Source organism: Chondromyces apiculatus DSM 436, assembly GCF_000601485.1.
In the GTDB taxonomy this organism is placed as follows: Bacteria; Myxococcota_A; Polyangia; order Polyangiales; family Polyangiaceae; genus Chondromyces; species Chondromyces apiculatus.
The window spans coordinates 1-19,015 of record NZ_ASRX01000079.1 but is presented as its reverse complement, the minus strand read 5'-3'; the positions used below and the strand labels follow the sequence as shown (position 1 = coordinate 19,015).

The following is a 19,015-nucleotide window of genomic DNA, read 5'->3' as shown; positions in this document are numbered from 1 at the left end:
GTGGAAGGCTCGGGTGGATCGCGGGGTGGTGGGGCCCCGACGAGCTTTGCTCGGCGGGGCGGCGGGGGCGCGTGCCCCTGCCGTGGGACTCAAAGGACGCAGTACCGGGACTTCCAGCGGAAGACGGAGTGGATGGCCCAGGGCCTGTAGCGCACCCTCCGGGCGCCCCGGTGGTCGGTCACGGTCAGATCCACCTCGGTCGACAGCCCGTCCTCGGGCTTCGGCAGCTTGCGCACCTGCAGCACCAGCAGCCCATCGTGCAGGCCTGCCCGCACCGCGGCCGAACCCTTCACCACGCCCCGGATCACATCGTTTCCGGAGGCCAGGCTGGCCACGTCGAACCCCACGTCGAACAGCTTCCGCTGCTCGCGCACCCGCCGCAGGCAAGGCCCGAAGGCGCCCGAGGGCAGATCGATCTCCACCTCGCCCTCGCGCTTCAGCACCAGCGTGTCGAGTTCCGCGGCCCCTTCTTCCCCGAGTGCCCCTGCCACGGCCTCCCGGAAGGTGCTCTCGGGCACGGGCGCCTCGTGGCCGAGACCTGCCAGCAGATCGTCGAGTGACCGTGCCCCTCGGGAGGCGCGCCGCAGCCGGTAATCGAGCAGCGCCGCGTAGCGTGACCCCAGCCGGTAGGGCTCTCGCCCTTGCCGCCGCGCCCCCAGCGCCTCCTCCTCGATCCGGTTCAGATCCGCCGCGAACTCCGCCGCGCTGATCATCCCCGCATCGAACAGCAGCCGCCGCGCATAGTGCACCGTGAACCCCTCCACGAACCACGCCGCGGGCTCGCCTTCCGCGTTCACCACTGCAAGCTCGCCCCCCAGGTAGCGGTGCGCGATCTCGTGTGTCAGCGCGATCCGCATCCCCCCGTCGAACGACCGCGTCCCGTCGAACCACACCCCCAGCGACCCCCCGAGGAAGGCCCCGTCGTGATCGCGCCCGAGCCCTGGCTCGCCCACCAGGAAGATCGACAGCGGCTCTGCCCCCTCCTCGGCGTTGCCCTCGTCTGGCGCGCGTCCCCCCTCGGGCGCGCCGCCCACGGCCTGCGTGCCTTTCCGGTGGAGCCGCGCCTCCGTCACCGTCCGCGCCCTGCCGGCCCAGCTCAGGATCTCCCGGGGCGCCAGCGAGGGCGCGCCGAGCGTGTAGATCCGCTGATCCCCCGCGCGCGCGCTGTTCAGCGACCCGGCCACGTAGAAGGACCGCGCCAGCGCCTCGCTCCGCGCCTCCACCACCGCGTCGCCTTCCCCGAGCGAGCTTGCCGCCAGCGCCTTCGGCCCCAGCGCGGCCAGGTTCCAGCGCAGCCGGAGCGGCATCGTCTCCTCCAGCCGCGGCAGCAGCAGGAACCCGTAGCCCACCCCCGTCACCCGGTCCGACTCCACCCGCAGCCCCAGGTGCGACTCCGAGGGCCGCGCCGTGAACCGCACCAGCAGCTCGCCCACCGGCGTCCGGTCCAGCGTGTACACCCGCTCCCGCGACCCCTCCTTCGGCGGATCCAGCGACAGCTCCCCCCGCGCGTCCCGCACGTCGATCGCATCGATCGCGTCGGCCCCGTGCGTATCGGCCCAGGACCGGCTCGCGTACAGCTCCTTCACCTTCGCGGCGGCCTCCTGGCCCACCCGCAGCTCGACCAGCAGATCCTTCCGCTCCGGCCGCGGCGTCAGCTCCAGCGTCAGCCCTGGCGCCGCCTCGCGCGCGCTGGCCGTCTCCCGCCCGTCAGCGGCCTCCCCGGCGTGCTCGCCGCTGCTTCGGCATCCCGCGCACCCCGTGCATCCCGCGCTCCCGGCGCTCCCCGTGGCGACCACCACCGCCATCCCGAGCGGCGCCCAGCGCCTCCACCGCTCCTGCTGGGCACCCGCCGCCACCCCCCGTGCGTGGCCCGGCCTGCCCCTGCTGTCAACCGCGTCGGCCTGCCCTGTGCCATCATGCCGGCCATGGAAAGCAGCACCCTCGCCACCCAGCTCCAGGCGCTCCTCGACGCTGGCGGCGGCGAGCCCATGGAGGGTGGCCGTTACCTGCCGCTCGTCACCGTCGAATCCGGCGCGCGCGTCGGCCTCGACGCCACCGCCACCTGGATCCTCGTGCCCGACAACGGCGATCCCCCGCGCCGCTACGCCCCCGAGCAGGCCCACACCTTCTACGAGGTCGTCGAGACCAAGCGCCAGGAGTTCGACGACACGCTCGAAGAGACCGCCGCCGCCGCCGGCCTCCCTGCCGAGGAGATCCTCTTCTCCTTCCCCGCCGTCCCCATCGTCCGCGCCGTGCTCGCGCGCGACTTCCCCTACCTCACCCGCCTCGCCCTGGTCTGGATCCGCACCACCGAGCTGCGCGAGCTTCGCGCCGAGATCCTCACCATCTCGCGCAACACCGACCTCCCCATCGCCATCCGCGACCTCGCCACCCACCTCATCGTCCCCGTTTGATTCCCACGGCAGGGGCTCGCGCCCCCGCCCCCCGCCGAGCAAAGCTCGTCGGGGCCCCCCACTCCGCGATCCACCCGCGGTTTCCAGAGCGCGCTGCCGCTCCGGGCCTGACGCCCGTCGCCTCGGGAAACGGACAATGCCTGTGGCCGCATGGAGAAGGGCTCACGCCCTGTCGGTGCTCCAGGCGATCAGGATTCACCCCTCGCGGCGGATGCGCTCTACCTGGTGGCCGGAGGGGGTGTCGAAGGTGAAGGGGAGGGGAGGGCCCCGTGCTCCGGAGCGTGGCTCCGAGGGGCCCTTTGCGGGGGCTCAGTCTGCGGGGTTCAGACCGTGGCGAACGACTCCGTCGAGATCTCGAGCGCCGAGCTGTCCTCGCGCCCCAGGATCTCCGCGCTCAGCCGCACGTGGGGCAGCACGTTGAGCGCGTAGTACAGCGCCGTGTGCTTTTTGCCCTCGTAGAACGCCCGCTCGGACGCGGACTCGTCGCCGGCCGGCAGCTTCTCCTGCGCGTCGAGCGCGATCTTCGCCGCGTCGAGCAGGAGCCACGCCACGGCCGTCTCGCTCATCATCTCCAGGAAGCGGTTCGCCGAGAGCGGCACCATCGGCATCTTGCCCATCTGGAACCACCCGAGGAGCCGCATCGCCGTCCCGGCCACCGCCTCCTGCGCCTCGCCCAGCTCCTTCACGGCCTTGCCGAGCACCGGGTGCTTCTCGTTCGCCTTCACGAACGCCGCCACGTCGCCGAGGAAGCCCTGCAGGTTCGCCCCGCCGCGCTGCCCGAGCTTCCGGCCCACGAGGTCCATCGCCTGGATGTGGTTCGTCCCCTCGTAGATGGAGAACACCTTCGCGTCGCGGCAGTACTGCTCGACCGGGTAGTCCTTGATGTAGCCGGCGCCCCCGTAGGTCTGGATCGCCGTCTCGCACACCCGGAAGCCCTGGTCCGACCCGTAGGCCTTCACGAGGGGCACGAGCAGGTCCACCTGCCCCTGGTGGTAGAGCGCCTGCTCGTCGTCCTTGCCCTGCAGCACCCGCGTCATGTCGAAGTGCCGGGTCAGCTTGATGATCAGCGCCCGGATGCCTTCCACCCGGCTCTTCATGTCGAGCAGCATCCGCCGCACGTCCGGGTGCTCCACGATGGCCACGCGCGGCGCCGTCGCGTCCTTCCAGTTGTTGATCGACGGCCCCTGCTTGCGGTCCCGCGCGTACTCCAGCGCGTTCAGGTAGGCCGCCGACGCCACCGCCACGCCTTGCAGGCCGACGGAGATGCGCGCCCCGTTCATCATCCGGAACATCTGGGACATGCCCTGGTTCTCGACGGTGCCCACCAGCTCGCCGACGCACCCGTCGTTCTCGCCGAAGTTCAGCACGCAGGTCGCCGAGCCGTTGATCCCCATCTTGTGCTCGATGGCGCCCACGGTGACGTCGTTCGCCTCGCCGAGCGACCCGTCCGCGTTGGTGCGCACCTTGGGCACGATGAACAGGCTCAGCCCCTTGGTACCGGCGGGCGCGTTGTCCACGCGGGCCAGGACGAGGTGCACGATGTTCTCGGCGCAGTCGTGGTCCCCGCCGGAGATGAAGATCTTCGTCCCGCGGATGGCGTACTTGCCGTCGGGCAGCTTCTTCGCCGTGGTCCGCGACGAGCCCACGTCCGAGCCCGCCTGCGGCTCGGTCAGGCACATCGTCCCGCCCCACTTGCCGCCGTACATGGTGCGCAGGTAGTGCTCCTTCTGCGCGTCGGTGCCGAAGAGCTGGATCACCTCCGCGGCGCCGAACGCGAGCCCCGGGTACATGATGAACGCCGAGTTCGCGCCCGACATGAACTCCTGGATCGTGATGTGCAGCGTGAAGGGGCCGCCCTGCCCGCCGTATTCCGGCTCGGCCGACACCGCCATCCACCCCGCCTCGTAGAGCTTGTTCCAGGCCTCCTTGAAGCCGGGCGGCGTGTACACCTGCCCACCTTCGAGGCGACACCCCGTCCGGTCGCCCACCGCGTTCAGCGGCCCGAGCACCTCGCACGAGAACTTGTACGCCTCGTCGACGACCATCTGCACTTCGTCCGGCCCCCAGGCCTCGAACGGCCCCTGGCCGAGGATCTGATCGAGCTTGAACTGCTCGAACAGGAGGAAGCGCACCTCGCGGAGATCAGCCTTGTATCGGTTCTGTTGCAAGTTCGGGGCGTTGGACATGGGGCCTCCAGCCGCGTCGGGGCGGACCGCCGGAATCACCGCGGCGGCATAACACGCGGGTTCAGTAGTATCGCCTAGCATGCTGCTGCGGCGCGTCAATCACTTGCTGTGCGAAAGTATCAACTGCGAACTTCTTCGGTGCCCTGGCTGCCCTGGCCTGCTGCTTCGGCGGCCTCGAGCACGCTCCGCAGCTTGGCCACGATGAGGTCCAGGGCCACGCGGTTGTTCCCGCCCTCGGGGATGATCAGGTCGGCCCAGCGCTTCGAGGGCTCCACGAACTGCAGGTGCATGGGCCGCACCGTCCGGTAGTACTGCTCGCGGATCGACTCGAAGCTGCGCCCGCGCTGCTCCATGTCGCGCCGGATGCGCCGGAACACCCGGATGTCCGCGTCGGTATCGACGAAGATCTTCATGTCGAGCCGCTCGCGCACCCGGGGGTCGACCAGCACCAGGATCCCCTCGACCACCACCACCGGTGCTGGCTCCACGCGCTTCGTCTCCGTGTGCCGCCGGTGCGCCTTGAAGTCGTAGATCGGCATGTCGATCGCCCTCCCTTTGCGGAGTGCGTCCACGTGCTCCAGGAGCAGCTCGATCTCCAGCGCGTCCGGGTGATCGTAATTCACCTGCGCCCGCTCCTCGGGGCTCAGGTCCTCCCGGTCCCGGTAGTACGCATCGAACTCGACCATCGACACGCCCGAGCCGGGCAACGTCGCGGCGATCGTCCTGGCAACAGTCGTCTTTCCCGAGCCTGTCCCCCCGGCGATCCCGACCACCAGCGCGCTCATGGAAGCGGCTCCTTAGCAGACCCATCGCCTGCGCGGGTGATGGATTCGACGCAGCGCCCGTCCTGGTGCGTTGTGACCCCGCCCTCCAGCTCCCTCCGGTCATTCCTTTGAACCACAATCTGCCGAGGAAACGCGGGTAGCGACCAACGGGAGCGTAGGGGCCGACAGGCCCCTGAGTTAGGGTACGCAGTACCTTGGCGAACCCCAACTACATCACCCCAGTCGGCGCCCGCCGCCTCTCCGAGGAGCTTGGGCGCCTTCGCTCCGTCGACCGCCCCCGCACCGTCCAGGAGGTCGCCGACGCGGCCGCCCAGGGGGACCGCTCCGAGAACGCCGAGTACATCTACGGCAAGCGCAAGCTGCGCGAGATTGACCGCCGCATGCGCTATCTCACGAAGCGCCTGGAGTCTGCGATGCTCGTCGATCCTGGCCAGCACCGCGGCGACAAGGTCTTCTTTGGCGCCACCATCGACGTCGAGGACGAGACGGGCGTGCGCCGCACCTACCAGATCGTCGGCGAGGACGAGACGGACAGCAAGACCGGCAAGATAAGCTGGCGCTCTCCCGTGGGCCGCGCCTTGCTCGGCAAGACCAAGGGTGACGTGGTGGTGGTCACCCGCCCCGTCGGCGACATGGAGATCGAGATCCTCGCCGTCCGTTACCTGCCCCAGCCGCTCCCCCCGAGGCCCCACGAGCTGAAGCCCCCGCCGCTCCCCGAGCCTGATCCCGAAGACGCAGACCGCGACGCCGACGACGCCGACGACGCCGACGACGCCGACGACGCCGACGACACCGAAGACACCGAAGACCGCCACCACGCCGAGGAAGACGCACGATGAGACTTCTCCACACCATGCTCCGCGTGGGCGATCTCGATCGCTCCATCACCTTCTACCGCGACGTCCTCGGCATGGAGCTCATCTCCCGCAAGGACTACCCCGAGGGCAAGTTCACCCTCTGCTTCCTCGGCTACGGCAGGAACCCCGAGCAGGCCGAGATCGAGCTGACCCACAACTGGGGTGTCGACAAGTACGAGCTGGGCACTGCTTACGGCCACATCGCCCTTGGCGTCGACGACATCTACGGCGCCTGCGACCGCATCCGTCAGGCTGGCGGCAAGATCACCCGCGAGCCTGGCCCCATGAAGCATGGCACCACGGTCATCGCCTTCGTCGAGGATCCCGACGGCTACAAGGTGGAGCTGATCGACGAAAAGAGCCGCTCCGAGCGCAAGTGAGCTGAGTCGCCACGAGGGAACTCACGTCCCCTCGCCCCGCCGGGAGTGACTCCCGACGGGGCTCCGCTCCCCGCGACCCGCTCTTGATGGCCAGCGCGCTGTGCCCCTGGGCAGGGCGTCGCGCCGCGGTGAGACGCCCTCCCGAGATCAGCCGCCGAGGCGGAGCTGACCCTGGGTCGCGTCGGCGTCCTTCTCGGCCTCGGTCTTGCCGGCGGACGAGGGCCTGTCGGCGAGGGCCTTGTCGGCCTTCTCAACCTTCTCGCCCTTGTCGGCCTTGTCGGCCTTCCTGGCTCCCTTGTCAGCCTTGTCGGCCTTCTTCTCGCCCTCGGCCTTGTCTGCCGCGGGGGGCGCCACGGCTGCGCGCTCGCCCTTCTCGCCTTCCACGTTCTTCTCGGACTCCCCCTCGGGCGCGACGCCCTCGGCGCCCTCAGCGCTCGCGTCGCCTGCGCCCTCAGCGCTCGCGTCGCCTGCGCCCTCAGCGCTCGCGTCGCCGGCACCTTCAGCGCTCGCGTCACCGGCGCCCTCGGCGCCCTTCGGCTTGCGCCCCCGCGGCTTCTGCAGGAGCGACGGCGCCAGCTCCCCGTCACCGCCCTCGTGCCACCGCAGGTACGCCGCCGCGCGCCGGCACTCCTCGTACGACTTCGCCACCAGGCTGATCGCCCTCGACCGCCGCTCTGCCGCGTCGGTGATCTTCGGCGCCACCGCGTCCTTGCCGCCCTGGCCCCCCATCATCACCAGGCGCACCCCGAGATCGCGGGCCCTGTCGAGTTCCGCCTCTTCCACCGCCGTCTTCGCCTTCACCTTGTCCCACCCCGCCCGGAACACCTCCACGAGCGCCGACAGATCGGCCCCCACCTCGGACTGACCGAGGCCCTTGCGGATCTCACCCACCCGCTTCGCGTCGAGCAGGTTCCGGTAGGCGAGCGCCTCGGCGGCCACGAGGAGCCCCTCGCGCAGCGCGTGCGCCTCCTCCGAGAGCTTCTTGGGATCCACCTCGGCGCCCGGCGTCGTGTAGAGCAGGTCCGCGTACCAGGCGGCGAGCGCGTAATCCTCGAGCTGATCGAGCGCCTCGATCGGGTGGTTCGGCAGGTTCCGGACGATCTCCTCCCGCATCCCCCGCAGGTGCGGCAGCGCCGAGAGCACCGCGTTCACCGCGCGCGGCACCTCCACGTACACCGTGACGAGATCCTCGGGCGTGAGCGCGAGCAACTTCTCCTCCACGCGGCCGTACGCGGCGAACGCAGCGGCGGGAGAGATGGTGGAAGAAGGGGCGGACTGAGCTTTTGCAGGTCGAGCCATAGGGGGGGTCTCCGAAGGGCGCGCAGGGTGCCAGACGGTGCTCAGGTGTTCAAGGGGCCGTGCCGCCTGCGCCGACGGATCCGCGTACCCAGGCAGGCTGCGTTGCCTTTGCGATCCAGCCCGCCACCTTGCTCACGCCACAGGCCTCCGCGCGCGCACCTCGCGGTCGTCGGCTTGTCCACGGACGCCTCCCGGGGGTAGATCGCCGCGCCCGGCCCACGTCCGTGGCGAGGAGGACCCATGACCGTCTCTGCGATCTTCAATCCCGCGCGCTGGCGCGAGGTCGAGGGCTTTGCGTTCGAGGACATCACCTACCACCGCGCCCTCGACCAGGGCACGGTCCGCGTCGCCTTCAACCGCCCCGAGGTGCGCAACGCCTTCCGCCCCCGCACCGTCGACGAGCTGTACACCGCCCTCGATCACGCCCGCACCACCGCGGACATCGGCTGCGTCCTCATCACCGGCAACGGCCCCTCCCCGAAGGACGGCGGCTGGGCCTTCTGCTCCGGCGGCGACCAGCGCATCCGCGGCAAGGACGGGTACAAGTACGAGCGCGCTGACGACCCCGCCTCCGGCGCGAGCGACGCCGCCACGAAGCCCGGCACGAGCGCTGACGCCACCGCCTCCAGCACCCGCGCGGACACCAGCGCGGAGCCCGCCGACCCTGCCCAGGCCCACCGCGACTCGGTCGCCGCCGCCCGCGCCCGCATCGACGCCGGCCGCCTCGGCCGCCTGCACATCCTCGAAGTGCAGCGCCTGATCCGCTTCATGCCCAAGGTCGTCATCGCCGTCGTCCCTGGCTGGGCCGCGGGCGGAGGCCACAGCCTGCACGTCGTCTGCGACCTCACCCTCGCCAGCCGCGAGCATGCCCGCTTCAAGCAGACCGACCCTGACGTCGCCAGCTTCGACAGCGGCTACGGCTCCGCGCTCCTCGCCCGCCAGGTCGGCCAGAAGAAGGCCCGCGAGATCTTCTTCCTCGGCTTCGACTACACCGCCGACCAGGCCGCGGCCATGGGCGCCATCAACGCCTCCGTCCCCCACGCCGAGCTGGAAGAAGAAGCCCTCCGCTGGGCCGGCATCATCAACGGCAAGAGCCCGACGGCCATGCGCATGCTCAAGTACGGCTTCAACCTCCCCGACGACGGCCTGCTCGGCCAGCAGCTCTTCGCTGGCGAAGCCACCCGCCTCGCCTACGGCACCGACGAAGCCCAGGAGGGCCGCGACGCCTTTCTGGAGAAGCGCCGTCCGGATTTCGAGAAATTCCCCTGGCACTACTGAGGCGCGACGAGGGGACGCGCGTCCCCTCGCCCCGCCGGGACGCGAGCGCCTCAGCCCCGGTCGGTCAGCTCCATCACCCGCTGCTCCAGCCGCCGCCCCTTGCTGATCGCGCTGATGCGCGCCTGGTGGTGGTAGAGCACCCCGCAGGCCCGGCGGATCATCTCCTCCGCGTCGGCCACGGCCCGGTCGAAGGTCACCGTCATCTCCCGGGTGTTGAAGTCGACGGCCACCGCCTTCACCCCCTCGATCGCGCGCACCGCGTCCTCCGGCACCGGCCCCTGCGCCAGCTCGATGCGCAGCTCCGACGTCGACGCCGTGAGCTCGGCCATCGCCCCGTGCGTGATCAGGCTCCCCCGATCGAGGATCGCCGCGTAGTCGCAGATCTCCTCCAGCTCCTGGAGGTTGTGGCTGCTGATCACCAGCGTGCACCGCCCCTTGCGCGCTCCGATGATCCGCCGCACCCCGTACGCGACCCGCGGATCCAGCCCCGCCGTCGGCTCGTCGAGCAGCACCACCCGCGGCTCCCCCAGGAACGCCTGCGCCAGCCCCACCCGCTTCGCCATCCCGTGCGACAGCGTCCCGCAGCGCACCTTCCACCAGTCCAACCCCTCCACCTCCGCCAGCGTCGCCCGCGCCGACGCCGTGGCCTTCGCGCGGGTCATCCCCTGGAGCTGCGCGAGGAACACCAGGTACTCGCCCACCAGCTCCGCGGGCGGCAGCAGCGCGTCCTGCGGCAGCACCCCCACCTTCCCCCGCAGCGCGTCCACGTCGCGGGGCGCCCGATCGAGCAGCGAAAGCTCCCCCGCGCTCGGCGCCAGGTAGCCGGCCATCATCGAGAAGGTGGTGGTCTTGCCCGCCCCGTTCGGCCCGATCAGCCCGAACACGCTCCCGCTCGGCACCTCGAACGAGACGTTCTTCACCGCCGTCACCGCGCCGAACTGCTTCGTCACCCCCCGCAGCGCGATCGCCGCTTCGTGAACGTCTCGCGCGTCGCGCGCGTCGCTCGCGTGCGGGTCCGCGATGGTGTCTTCTGCCCCCTGTCCCTCGCGACCCATCAGACGTCCCTCCGGCTGGTGATCGCCGACGCGAGCGCCACGCAGACCCCGCCCCACAGCACGAACAGCCCGATCCCCCGGGCCACGACCAGCGGATCCGGCGAGATCAGCAGATCCTCGTACGTCCCCGGGAACGCCCAGGTGAGCATCTTTGTCGCCTCGATGAGCCCCAGGATGAAGTTGGTGATCGAGAGCGCGACCATCATCCCGAGCCCCGTGAACAGCGCCAGCGTCGGCGTCCGGAAGAACGAGCTCACGAGCGTCGTCAGCCCCACGTATGCCACCCCCTGCGCCACGCAGAAGAGCCAGAGGCGCCCCCCCCACGACAGCACGTCCCCGGCCGGCGCCTCCGACCGCGCGATCATCGCGATCCACACCGTGGCGTGGAGGATGAGCGCCATCGACGCCACCACCACCCAGGTCCCTGCCGCCTTGCCCACCACGATCGAGGTGCGGTGCGCCCGCCCCGCCACGTACCGCAAGCTCCGGTGCTGCACCTCCCCCGCGATCTGATCGAACCCGATGAGCAGGATCAGGAGCGGCAGGAAGAACAGCGTCCCCTTGAGCAGGAACAGGAGCACCGTCGGGCAATCGACGAGGTAATCGGCGATCTCCTCGCTGTACGCCCGGGCCAGCATCATCCTGCGCATGGGCCGCGTCGGATCCTCGGGCCCGTTCAGCGTCAGCGAAGCCCCCCCGGCGTCCGTCTGGAGCTTCCGGAAGAAGAGCTGAATCATGGTGGGGATGGCGCCCCCCGTGAGGAAGAGGAGCGACATCGCCACTCCCTTCTTGCTCCGGAGGTTGCGTCGCACCTCCCGCAGAGCCACGAGCCCGATCTCGCGAAGCGCGAACATGGCCCCCTCCCTACGCCAGGCGAGGGCGAGCAGAAAGGCCGAAAGCAGGAAAGCAGAGGCCGGACTCAGAACGTGAAGTGGGGCCGACCGGGCGACGCGACGCCCACGCCTCAGAACGTGAAGTGGGCGCCGACCGGGGTGATGACCCCCCGCGTGCTCTCGGTCTCCACGGCGACGCCGGTGGGAAGGATGCGCACCCTGGCGCGCGGCGGCGGCGCTGGTGACCCGGGCGCGACGTCGATTTCCAGGGTGCCCTCCTTGTCGTGGGCGAACCACACCCAGCAGAGCACCCCGAGCGTCAGCGCCACCGTGCCGATCGCGATCCCGGAGACCGACGCGGCGACGCCTTCCGTGCTCGATCCTGCCTTGACGCCGACGCTCCCGGTGTCGCCGTCCGCCACGTTCACGCTCCCCTCCACGTTCGTCGTGATGTTCTTGGACCCCGTGGCCAGGGCCGCGATGCTGATGCCGAGGAAGCCTCCCCCCATGAGGCTGAAGATCGCCCCCGTGGGCGCCGCGACGTACTTCCCCACGCTCCCGAGGCCATGCGTGCGGTCGACGCTGATGTTCACCACCTCGTCCTGGTTGGCGGGCAGGTACGCCGGGACGATGTACGTGGTGTTCGTGTACTCCGCCATATCGTAGCGATCGAGGCGCACCGTGAGGTCGCTCGAAGGCCGCACCCAGTACCTGCAGGGCAGCCTGCACACCACGCTGTCATCCGCGCGCCGGAGCGACCAGGTCTCGCCGCTGCGCGCCTCGAACTGCACGAGCGTCGCCCCCTCCGTGGGCGCGTTGTCCGCCCCGCGCGCCATCGGCGCAGCCGCGTGCGACGCTCCACACCCCGCGGCCCCCAGGCCGACGAGGACCGCGAGGATCGTGAGACAGGACGTGCTGAGGCAAGCGTCGGCGAGACGCGGCAGAGAGTTGCTCGCTCGGGTCATGGGATCCATCCAGTCTGCATGCCGCCCCGCGCGTCGCAGATCGGGCGGCCAGATCGTACTGCGGGTGGCGATGGTATCACGCAGCGCACGCAGCGCATGAAGCGCGGCTCGGGTCAGCACGCCGGAGACACGCTGACCTCCCGCGCCGAGCAAGCAACGAGCGCACCTGCACCCTACCGCGCCGACCGCGGCCCCGACCGCCACCCCGTCGACGCACCTCATCACGACCCGCGTGCCCTGTCCGCCGAGGCGATCCAGCCCGATGCCCGCGCGTGGCCCTCGCCCACTCGGGGCATGGGAAACATCCAGTCTGATGGCCGGGTGGTGGCGTGCCGCAGCGCGCGTGCCGTGGTTTGCGGGCGAAGACGCGCGCGCCGTGGTTCGCGTGGAGGAGACCGATGGTAACATGCCGTCCATGGAGCGCGGCTCGGGGCAGCGTGCAGGCGACACGCCGGCCTCTCGCGGAGAGCGGGGGGCCGGGGCGCGTGCACCCGGACATCACGCCCTGCACGCGCTCCTCGTCGGGATCGTGCTCGGCACGGGGTGCAGCGCCCTCACCGGCCTCGACGCCTTCGAGGTGACCTCCACCGCCGGACCCGGGAGCGGCGGCGACCCTGGCACCGGCGCCGCCTCCGGGACGGGCGGCGCGGGCCAGGGCGGCGCTGGCGGCAGCGGCGCAGGCAGCGTCGGCGAATGCACCCCGGGCGAGGTGATGGACTGCGCCTACTCCGGCCCTCCCGGCACCCTCGGCGTGGGCGCCTGCAAGGCCCCCCTGCGCACCTGCGTCGGCGACGGCAGCGACGGCAGCGACGGCAGCAACGGTACCTGGAGCGCCTGCGAAGGCGCCGAAGTCCTCCCTGCCCCCGAGGAGGACGGGTCGAGCCCCCTCGTCGACGACGACTGCGGCGGCACCATGCTCGTCGACGACGCCCTGCTGGTCCGCTACCTGGTCAACGAAGCCGCCTCCGGCCAGACCCCTGGCGCGCTGGAGGACGCCGCCCCCGACCCGCTGCCGCTCGCCATCAGCTACGCCAGCACGGCCGAGTTTGTGGAGAGCAACCCCGGCCGGCGCGGCCTCCGCTGGCTCACCGAGAAGAGCACCGCCCTCGCCTGGGCCAGCCTCAACACCCCCGACAACAAGATCCGCGGGTCCCTCGACGACGCGCAACAGCTCACCCTGGAAGCGGTCGTCGACATCGCGAACACCGAGGAGTTCAACCGCATCCTCAGCATCGGCCGCCTCGTCGGGAGCGAAGGCGTCGACGCCCTCGCGCTGGTGTTCGACGACGTCGGCCGCATCCAGCTCCGCATGAACGACATCTTCGTCGGCAAGGACCCCCAGGTGCTCAAGGACATCGGCCGCGTGGTGCTGCACGTCGTCCTCGACACCACGCTCCCCGTCGGGGCCAACCGCCGGAGGTTCTACCGCAACGGCACCCTCTCCACGAGCGGCAACGGCAACCCCCTCGGCGGCATCCCGGCCCAGAACGCACGGGTGAGCGTGGCGACGAGCACCTACCTCGCGCTCGGGAACCGCTTCCAGGGCATGCACTCGCCCGCGGGGACCATCCACTACGCCGCGATCTACACCCGGGTGCTCACCGCAGGAGAGATCAAGAGCAACGCCCTGGTGCTGCTGGCGAACGACGACGCGCCGTGAGGTCGGGGGCGACGGACGAACGACGATGCGCCGTGAGGTCGGGGGCGACGGACGAACGACGATGCGCCGTGAGGACAGGGGTGATGACGGAGCGCCGGCGGTGAGCGGTGGAGAGCGGCGGGCGCCACGCAGAAGCCTGCGCTGAAGGAGGCCGTGGACGCGCTGCCCGCCGCGAGGGCCGGACAGCTCGTCATCACCAGCCCGGAGCGCATGCACATCACCCTGGAGGACGGGACCAGCATCGCCCTGTTCGGTCCGCAGGCATTCTCGGTGGCGAGCCACGGCGCCCGGCTCGTGTGCGCCGACGGTGGCCACGTGCCCGACGGCGATCAGCGCTGCCCGACCTGCGGCGACGCCGTGTGGCCCTCGCCGAGATACCCCCGCCTCCTCTGTGCCCTCTGCCTGCACGAGGCCACCGACGAAGGAGGACGCGCGCTCTGGTTCGACAACGGCGGGGCGGGCGGCGGCTTGCGGGTGAGATACCGGGACACGGCGCAGGAGCGGCGAGAGACCCTCTGCTGGGTGCGCGGGGTGCCGTGCAAGGCGGCAGAGGGGTACGTCGGCGGGGTGGTGATCGAGCCGGTGCGGTAGGGCCGCGGAGCAGCGGAGCGGCAGCGAGGGGCGCTCCTTATTGGTAGATTAACTCGGATGAGTATCTTGGTAGATTAACTCGGATGAGTATCTTGGTAGATTAACTCATGTGAGTCACCCTGGCCGAAAGCTCCCTGGCAAGTTTGCCACCGTGGAGGAGTTGCTCGCGCTGCCGGAGGAAGAACGGTACGAAATCCTCGACGGAGAGCTGGTTCGCAAGGAGGCTGCCTCGGGGCGTCACGGGGGTGTGCAGTGGAATGTGGGCGTATCTCTGGGAGGCCCTTTCGGAAGGCGGTCTTCCGGAGGGCCGCCCAACAAGCCAGGTGGATGGTGGTTCGCCACCGAGACGCTCATCCAGTTCGGTCCCGGGCAAGTGTACCGGCCCGATGCGGCCGGGTGGCGACGGGAGCGGCTCGCTGCGCTGCCCGCCGAGGTGCCCATCACCACCTGCCCCGACTGGGTCTGCGAGGTGCTTTCACCCTCCAATGCTTCAACCGACACGGTGAAGAAGATGTGGGGGTATCACCGGGCCGAGGTCGCCCACTACTGGCTGCTGGACCCGCGCGACGAGACGCTGAAGGTGTATCGCTGGACGGCGGAGGGCTACCTGCTGCGGCTCAGCGCCTCGCGGGAAGAGCGGGTGCGTGCCGAGCCCTTCGAGGCGATCGAGATCGCGGTGGGCACGCTGTTCGGCGTCGACGAGGGCTGAGCCGACCGCGGCGCCTGGCGCTGCCGTCGCCCGGCGGGAGAGGGCGGACGACGTTCGAGGCCCCAGCCAGCACCTCCGTGGAAAGGGTGCGGTCGCTTCACGGAGCCACTGGCGCGTGCATGAGAGGGCTGTTGCTGGTCCGCTTGGGAACGCTGTCTTCCCACCGATAGGGTGTGGTCGGTTTCCAGGGCGGCCGTGGGCGCGGGGGGAAGGGGTGCGGTCGGTTCCTGGAGCGGGCACGGGCTCGGGTGGAAGGGGTGCGGTCGGTTCCCGGGACGGCCGTGGGCGCGGGGGGAAGGGGTGTGGTCGGTTTCCGGAGCGGCCGTGGGCGCGGGGGGAAGGGGTGCCGTCGGTTTCCGGAACGGCCGTGGGCGCGGGGGGAAAGGGTGCCGTCGGTTTCCTGGGCGACCACGGAATTGCGTGGAAGGGGTGCGGTCGGTTTCGGGGGCGACCACGGAATTGCGTGGAAGGGGTGCGGTCGATCGCCTCCCGCCCTTGTTCCGCCGCGGGCAAGGGGGCGGGGGCGCCTCCCGCACCTTGTCCACGGCGGGAGAGGGGTGGGCAGCCACCTCCCGCACCTTGTCCACGGCGAAACCAGTGCGGGAGGCGTCGACCGACGGACCTTTTTCCGAGGGAATCGACCTTCCGCGGGGAACCTCCCGCACCTGTTCCACGGCCGGAGAGGGTGGGTCGGTCGCCCCCCGCACGTGTTCCGCCGCGGCCAAGGGTGGGGGGGGACCTCCCGTACCCCTTCCACGGCGGGAGGAGGCACCGTGGCTCACCCCCCGCACCTCTTCCACCGCGGGAACAGGTGGCCGGCGAAAACCTCCCCACCTTCTCCCGCGGCGGACATGGCTGTGTCGGCAACCGACAGCACCCCTTCCACGCCTCCGAGCGCTGGCACTCCGTTCCGTGAGCCTCCTGACCGGCCGACCACCCCACCCTGGGAGGAGCTTCGGCCCGCTGCCCCCTCCGAGGTACCCGCGCTACCCTGCCGCGCAGGATGGGGCCTCCTCCTGAAAAGCCGCAGCGCCCCGCCACCTACGCCGACCTCGAAGCCGTGCCGGAGCACCTGGTCGCCGAGATCATCCCCGGCGTGCTCCACACGTTCCCGCGGCCAGCGGGACGGCACACCAAGGCGGCGTCCTACCTCGGCGCGGACCTGATCACCTCCTTCAGCCGAGGGCGCGCCGGGCCGGGCGGCTGGCACATCCTGGGCGAGCCGGAGCTGCACCTCGGCGAGGACGTGCTCATCCCGGACATCGCCGGCTGGCGCCGCGAACGCATGCCCGAGGTCCCGGACGCCCCCTTCTTCACCCTCCCACCAGACGGGGTGTGCGAAGTGCTCAGCCCCTCCACCGCGACGCACGACAGGTTCCGGAAGATGCCGGTGTACGCCAAGGCTTCCCTTCGAGGCTGTCGCGCTGGAACTGTCGGCGTTCTGGATCCCGTCCACTGGCGGGGAATGAAAGAAGACGGCCAAGCAGGGGACCAGTAGGAGAGGGCCAGCAGGACCGTCCCTGAAGGCCTTCTGGAGCGGGCGCGGAAGGTGCTGGTGGCACGGCAGGACACCCACCTCGACAGCCTTGCCGAGCGGCTGCGAGAGCCGCGGGTGCGGGCGATCGTGGCGCCGATGATCGCAGGAAGCTCGCCCGGATCGAGGCGGGGTGGTGGAGCGGGAGTACGCGATCGGAAGCGGACGGCTGGATCTGTGCCTGCGCTACGGCGGGGAAGCGGGGGAGGACGGTGGGAGGGCGGGACGTGGTGGTGATCCGGGCGTGCGCTTCCGGAACCTGTCCAGCGCCGAAGCCACGACTATCCCAGCTCGTGTGAACGTACGGCGCTGCATCGTTGGGATGCGTTCTGGTTTCTCGCTTTTGCAGGACGAATTGATGAGGCGCCTCCCGACCATCCACAACGATTTTGCGTGGTAGGCTCACCGCGTTGCCGCCGGTGGGAGCATGGTTGCAAGCATTCACCACGGCGGCTGCACGGAGGGTCGAGATGCTCCAGAAGTCGTCTGTTCTCGTTGGTTTCGCGCTCCTCTGGGGTCTCTCAGGGTGCTATGCGGAGCTGTGCGAGGACACGCTTACCTGCGCCCCGCATTGCCTGAGGAAGAGGTGCCCTCCTGCGACCCCGCGGTCGGAGGCATCAGGGCCGACTGCCCCGGCATCTTCGTGAGCAGCAGCCTCGGTGACGACGGCCATGCAGGCACCCGCGACGCCCCGCTGCGGACGATGGCGGTGGCCATCCAGGTCGCGCGATCCGGGCCACAGCGCCTCTACGCCTGCGCCGAGACCTTCGCCGAGGCCGTCTCGCTCCCTGCAGGGCTGGAGGTCTGGGGTGGGCTCGACTGCACCCGAAGCTGGGCGTACGTGGGGGAGGACGCGAAGACCGCGATCGTCCCCGTGCCGGGCCTGATCCCGTTGCGGGTGGTGGCTGGGTCGGGCAGGGCGACGATCGCGGACGTGCGCGCGGAGGCCGCATCCGCGGTGCAGGCGGGTGGCTCCTCCATCGCAGTCCTCGTCGAGACGAGCGCCGCGGCCGACATCCTTCGCAGCGACCTGCGCGCAGGCGACGGAGCCCACGGCGTCAAAGGCAACTCAGGAGGGAGCGTCTCGGCGTCCGCCGGAGCTCCAGGCGCTCCCGGAGCCCCTGCGTGCAGCGCCACGACGGTGTCAGGCGGCGCAGGCGCGCTCTCGGTGTGTCATGGCTACACCTCCGCCGGAGGTACGGGCGGCATCGGCGGGGTGGACGTGGGGGGCCCAGGGACGAGAGGAACGCCGGAGCCTTACATGAATCCGGCGGGGGACGGGCTTGGGGGCGCGGGCTGGAGCACCGGGATGTCGTGCGGGCACGGCATGTTTGGCGCCGATGGGGATCCAGGGGCGCACGGCCAGGGCGCGGTCCACACGTGGGGCATCTCGGAGCTGGGCTGGAGCGGTCCCGCTGGGGAGGACGGCAGCGCAGGGCGACCCGGCCAGGGAGGCGGCGGAGGCGGTGGTGCACGCGCAGGGGCACCCTTCTGCGGCGCTGCGCTGGGCGGGGCGAGCGGGGGAGGCGGCGGCGCAGGCGGCTGCGGGGGCGCGGGTGGCAAGGCCGGAGGCGCCGGGGGGGCCAGCCTCGGCGTGCTCACGCTCGGAGGCGACGTCACCCTCCGCGCGACCTCGATCAGCACAGGCCGCGGCGGCGACGGCGGGGATGGCGGACCTGGCCAGGAAGGGGGGCCAGGGGGAATCGGCGGTGTGGCGGGGGCGCGCGTCAACGGATCACCGCTTGGATGCGGGGGTGGCAGCGGTGGGGCGGGGGGAAAGGGTGGCCATGGTGGCGGCGGTGCAGGAGGGCCGTCGCTCGGGATCCTGTTCCCGTTCGGCGCGAGTCCGCTGCAGGACGCGGCCATCCGCACCGGCGAGGCGGGGAAGGGTGGGCTGGGGGGTGAGCCGAGCGTGCCTGGAAGCGCCGGGGAGGATGGGGTCCGGGCTGATACGCTGGGGGTTCCGCCGCGGTAGCAAGGGCTGCGGAGGCAATGCGGGAGCGGTGGCGGTCGCCGCAGAGGTCATCGAGGGGTGAGTTTCGGGGGCCGCGCCGGTAGTGCTGCGTTACGTGTCGGGCATGCGACCCGCGGGGCTACGGACTGTTGCTGCCTACCTGGCGAGCACCGCTTGCTTCCCCAGGGTCGTCTGGGTCGTGGATGTCGTCATCCTCCCTCAGAACAGCCGCATTGCTCGCCTGTCGCCGCACCGCGGCGGGCGCCGCGCTGACGTGGAGACGAGCCAGGGAAGTGCGATGCGCGGTCATGGCCGCGTGAGGTCCGGGGTAGGAGGAACGATGAAGCGTGTCGAGCGAAGGCGCGATGTACATGCACCGTGGATTGGCGTGATGGTCCTGATGGGTGCGAGTTGCAATGCCATCAACGGGCTAGGAGATTTCGAGAGAGTCGACCGGAACGCGCCCACGGGCGGTGGAGGTTTGGGTGGTGCCGCGCAGGGAGGCGGAGGAGGAA

At 70.8% G+C, this 19,015-nt stretch carries 16 protein-coding genes; 9 read left to right on the top strand and 7 right to left on the bottom strand.

Annotation, left to right across the window (positions count from 1 at the left end; genetic code table 11):
• Positions 1–89: 89 nt before the first annotated feature.
• Positions 90–1,856, bottom strand: a complete 1,767-nt coding sequence (locus CAP_RS35700) for a M61 metallopeptidase family protein (RefSeq protein ID WP_156041447.1) — start codon at positions 1,854–1,856, stop codon at positions 90–92.
• Positions 1,857–1,925: 69 nt separating this feature from the next.
• On the opposite strand from CAP_RS35700, the gene CAP_RS35695 reads away from it, so the two are divergent.
• Positions 1,926–2,414, top strand: coding sequence for a hypothetical protein (locus tag CAP_RS35695; RefSeq protein ID WP_044249242.1), 489 nt, complete (start codon positions 1,926–1,928; stop codon positions 2,412–2,414).
• 323 nt (positions 2,415–2,737) lie between these two features.
• Here the strand turns inward: CAP_RS35695 and CAP_RS35690 are convergent, their stop codons facing one another.
• Together CAP_RS35690 and udk are read right to left on the bottom strand one after the other, a co-directional pair.
• On the bottom strand, positions 2,738–4,600 hold the full coding sequence (locus CAP_RS35690) for an acyl-CoA dehydrogenase (protein ID WP_044249183.1): 1,863 nt from the start codon (positions 4,598–4,600) through the stop codon (positions 2,738–2,740).
• A 119-nt stretch (positions 4,601–4,719) separates the two neighbouring features.
• Positions 4,720–5,385: a uridine kinase gene (gene udk, locus CAP_RS35685; RefSeq protein WP_044249180.1), complete on the bottom strand. Its 666-nt coding sequence runs from the start codon at positions 5,383–5,385 to the stop codon at positions 4,720–4,722.
• A 194-nt stretch (positions 5,386–5,579) separates the two neighbouring features.
• Between udk and greB the strand changes: the two genes are divergently transcribed.
• Both greB and gloA read left to right on the top strand, forming a co-directional pair.
• Positions 5,580–6,224, top strand: a complete 645-nt coding sequence (gene greB, locus CAP_RS35680) for a transcription elongation factor GreB (RefSeq protein WP_081865602.1) — start codon at positions 5,580–5,582, stop codon at positions 6,222–6,224.
• Complete coding sequence (gloA, locus tag CAP_RS35675) at positions 6,221–6,622, top strand: lactoylglutathione lyase (protein ID WP_044249178.1); 402 nt, start codon at positions 6,221–6,223, stop codon at positions 6,620–6,622. Before greB ends, gloA begins: the two co-directional genes overlap by 4 nt.
• A gap of 147 nt (positions 6,623–6,769) precedes the next feature.
• On the opposite strand, the gene CAP_RS35670 is transcribed toward gloA, so the two are convergent.
• On the bottom strand, positions 6,770–7,921 hold the full coding sequence (locus tag CAP_RS35670) for a hypothetical protein (RefSeq protein ID WP_197041499.1): 1,152 nt from the start codon (positions 7,919–7,921) through the stop codon (positions 6,770–6,772).
• A gap of 240 nt (positions 7,922–8,161) precedes the next feature.
• Between CAP_RS35670 and CAP_RS35665 the strand changes: the two genes are divergently transcribed.
• Positions 8,162–9,199, top strand: a complete 1,038-nt coding sequence (locus CAP_RS35665; RefSeq protein ID WP_044249176.1) for a 1,4-dihydroxy-2-naphthoyl-CoA synthase — start codon at positions 8,162–8,164, stop codon at positions 9,197–9,199.
• A 50-nt stretch (positions 9,200–9,249) separates the two neighbouring features.
• Here the strand turns inward: CAP_RS35665 and CAP_RS35660 are convergent, their stop codons facing one another.
• The 3 genes from CAP_RS35660 to CAP_RS35650 all read right to left on the bottom strand — a co-directional run bounded on the left by CAP_RS35660 (position 9,250) and on the right by CAP_RS35650 (position 12,052).
• Positions 9,250–10,254, bottom strand: coding sequence for an ABC transporter ATP-binding protein (locus CAP_RS35660; protein ID WP_081865601.1), 1,005 nt, complete (start codon positions 10,252–10,254; stop codon positions 9,250–9,252).
• Positions 10,254–11,108, bottom strand: coding sequence for an ABC transporter permease subunit (locus CAP_RS35655; protein ID WP_044249175.1), 855 nt, complete (start codon positions 11,106–11,108; stop codon positions 10,254–10,256). The genes CAP_RS35660 and CAP_RS35655 overlap by 1 nt, the downstream gene beginning before the upstream one ends.
• Before the next feature lie 110 nt (positions 11,109–11,218).
• On the bottom strand, positions 11,219–12,052 hold the full coding sequence (locus tag CAP_RS35650) for a hypothetical protein (RefSeq protein WP_156041446.1): 834 nt from the start codon (positions 12,050–12,052) through the stop codon (positions 11,219–11,221).
• A gap of 406 nt (positions 12,053–12,458) precedes the next feature.
• Here CAP_RS35650 and CAP_RS35645 point away from each other — a divergent pair, with 406 nt between their 5' ends.
• From CAP_RS35645 to CAP_RS55345, 5 genes are all read left to right on the top strand, one after another.
• Positions 12,459–13,712 carry a LamG-like jellyroll fold domain-containing protein gene (locus CAP_RS35645; protein ID WP_156041445.1) on the top strand — a complete coding sequence of 418 codons (1,254 nt, stop codon included), beginning with the start codon at positions 12,459–12,461 and terminating at the stop codon, positions 13,710–13,712.
• Between the two features lie 153 nt (positions 13,713–13,865).
• The gene (locus CAP_RS49170) at positions 13,866–14,303 is read left to right on the top strand and encodes a hypothetical protein (protein WP_052376578.1); all 438 of its coding nucleotides are present in this window, start codon (positions 13,866–13,868) and stop codon (positions 14,301–14,303) included.
• A 109-nt stretch (positions 14,304–14,412) separates the two neighbouring features.
• Positions 14,413–15,012, top strand: coding sequence for a Uma2 family endonuclease (locus CAP_RS35635; protein ID WP_044249169.1), 600 nt, complete (start codon positions 14,413–14,415; stop codon positions 15,010–15,012).
• Positions 15,013–16,015: 1,003 nt separating this feature from the next.
• Entirely contained in the window at positions 16,016–16,510 is a 495-nt protein-coding gene (locus tag CAP_RS35630) for a Uma2 family endonuclease (RefSeq protein WP_063748799.1), read from the top strand.
• Between the two features lie 679 nt (positions 16,511–17,189).
• On the top strand, positions 17,190–18,521 hold the full coding sequence (locus CAP_RS55345) for a PGRS family protein (RefSeq protein ID WP_269324941.1): 1,332 nt from the start codon (positions 17,190–17,192) through the stop codon (positions 18,519–18,521).
• Positions 18,522–19,015 lie beyond the last annotated feature (494 nt).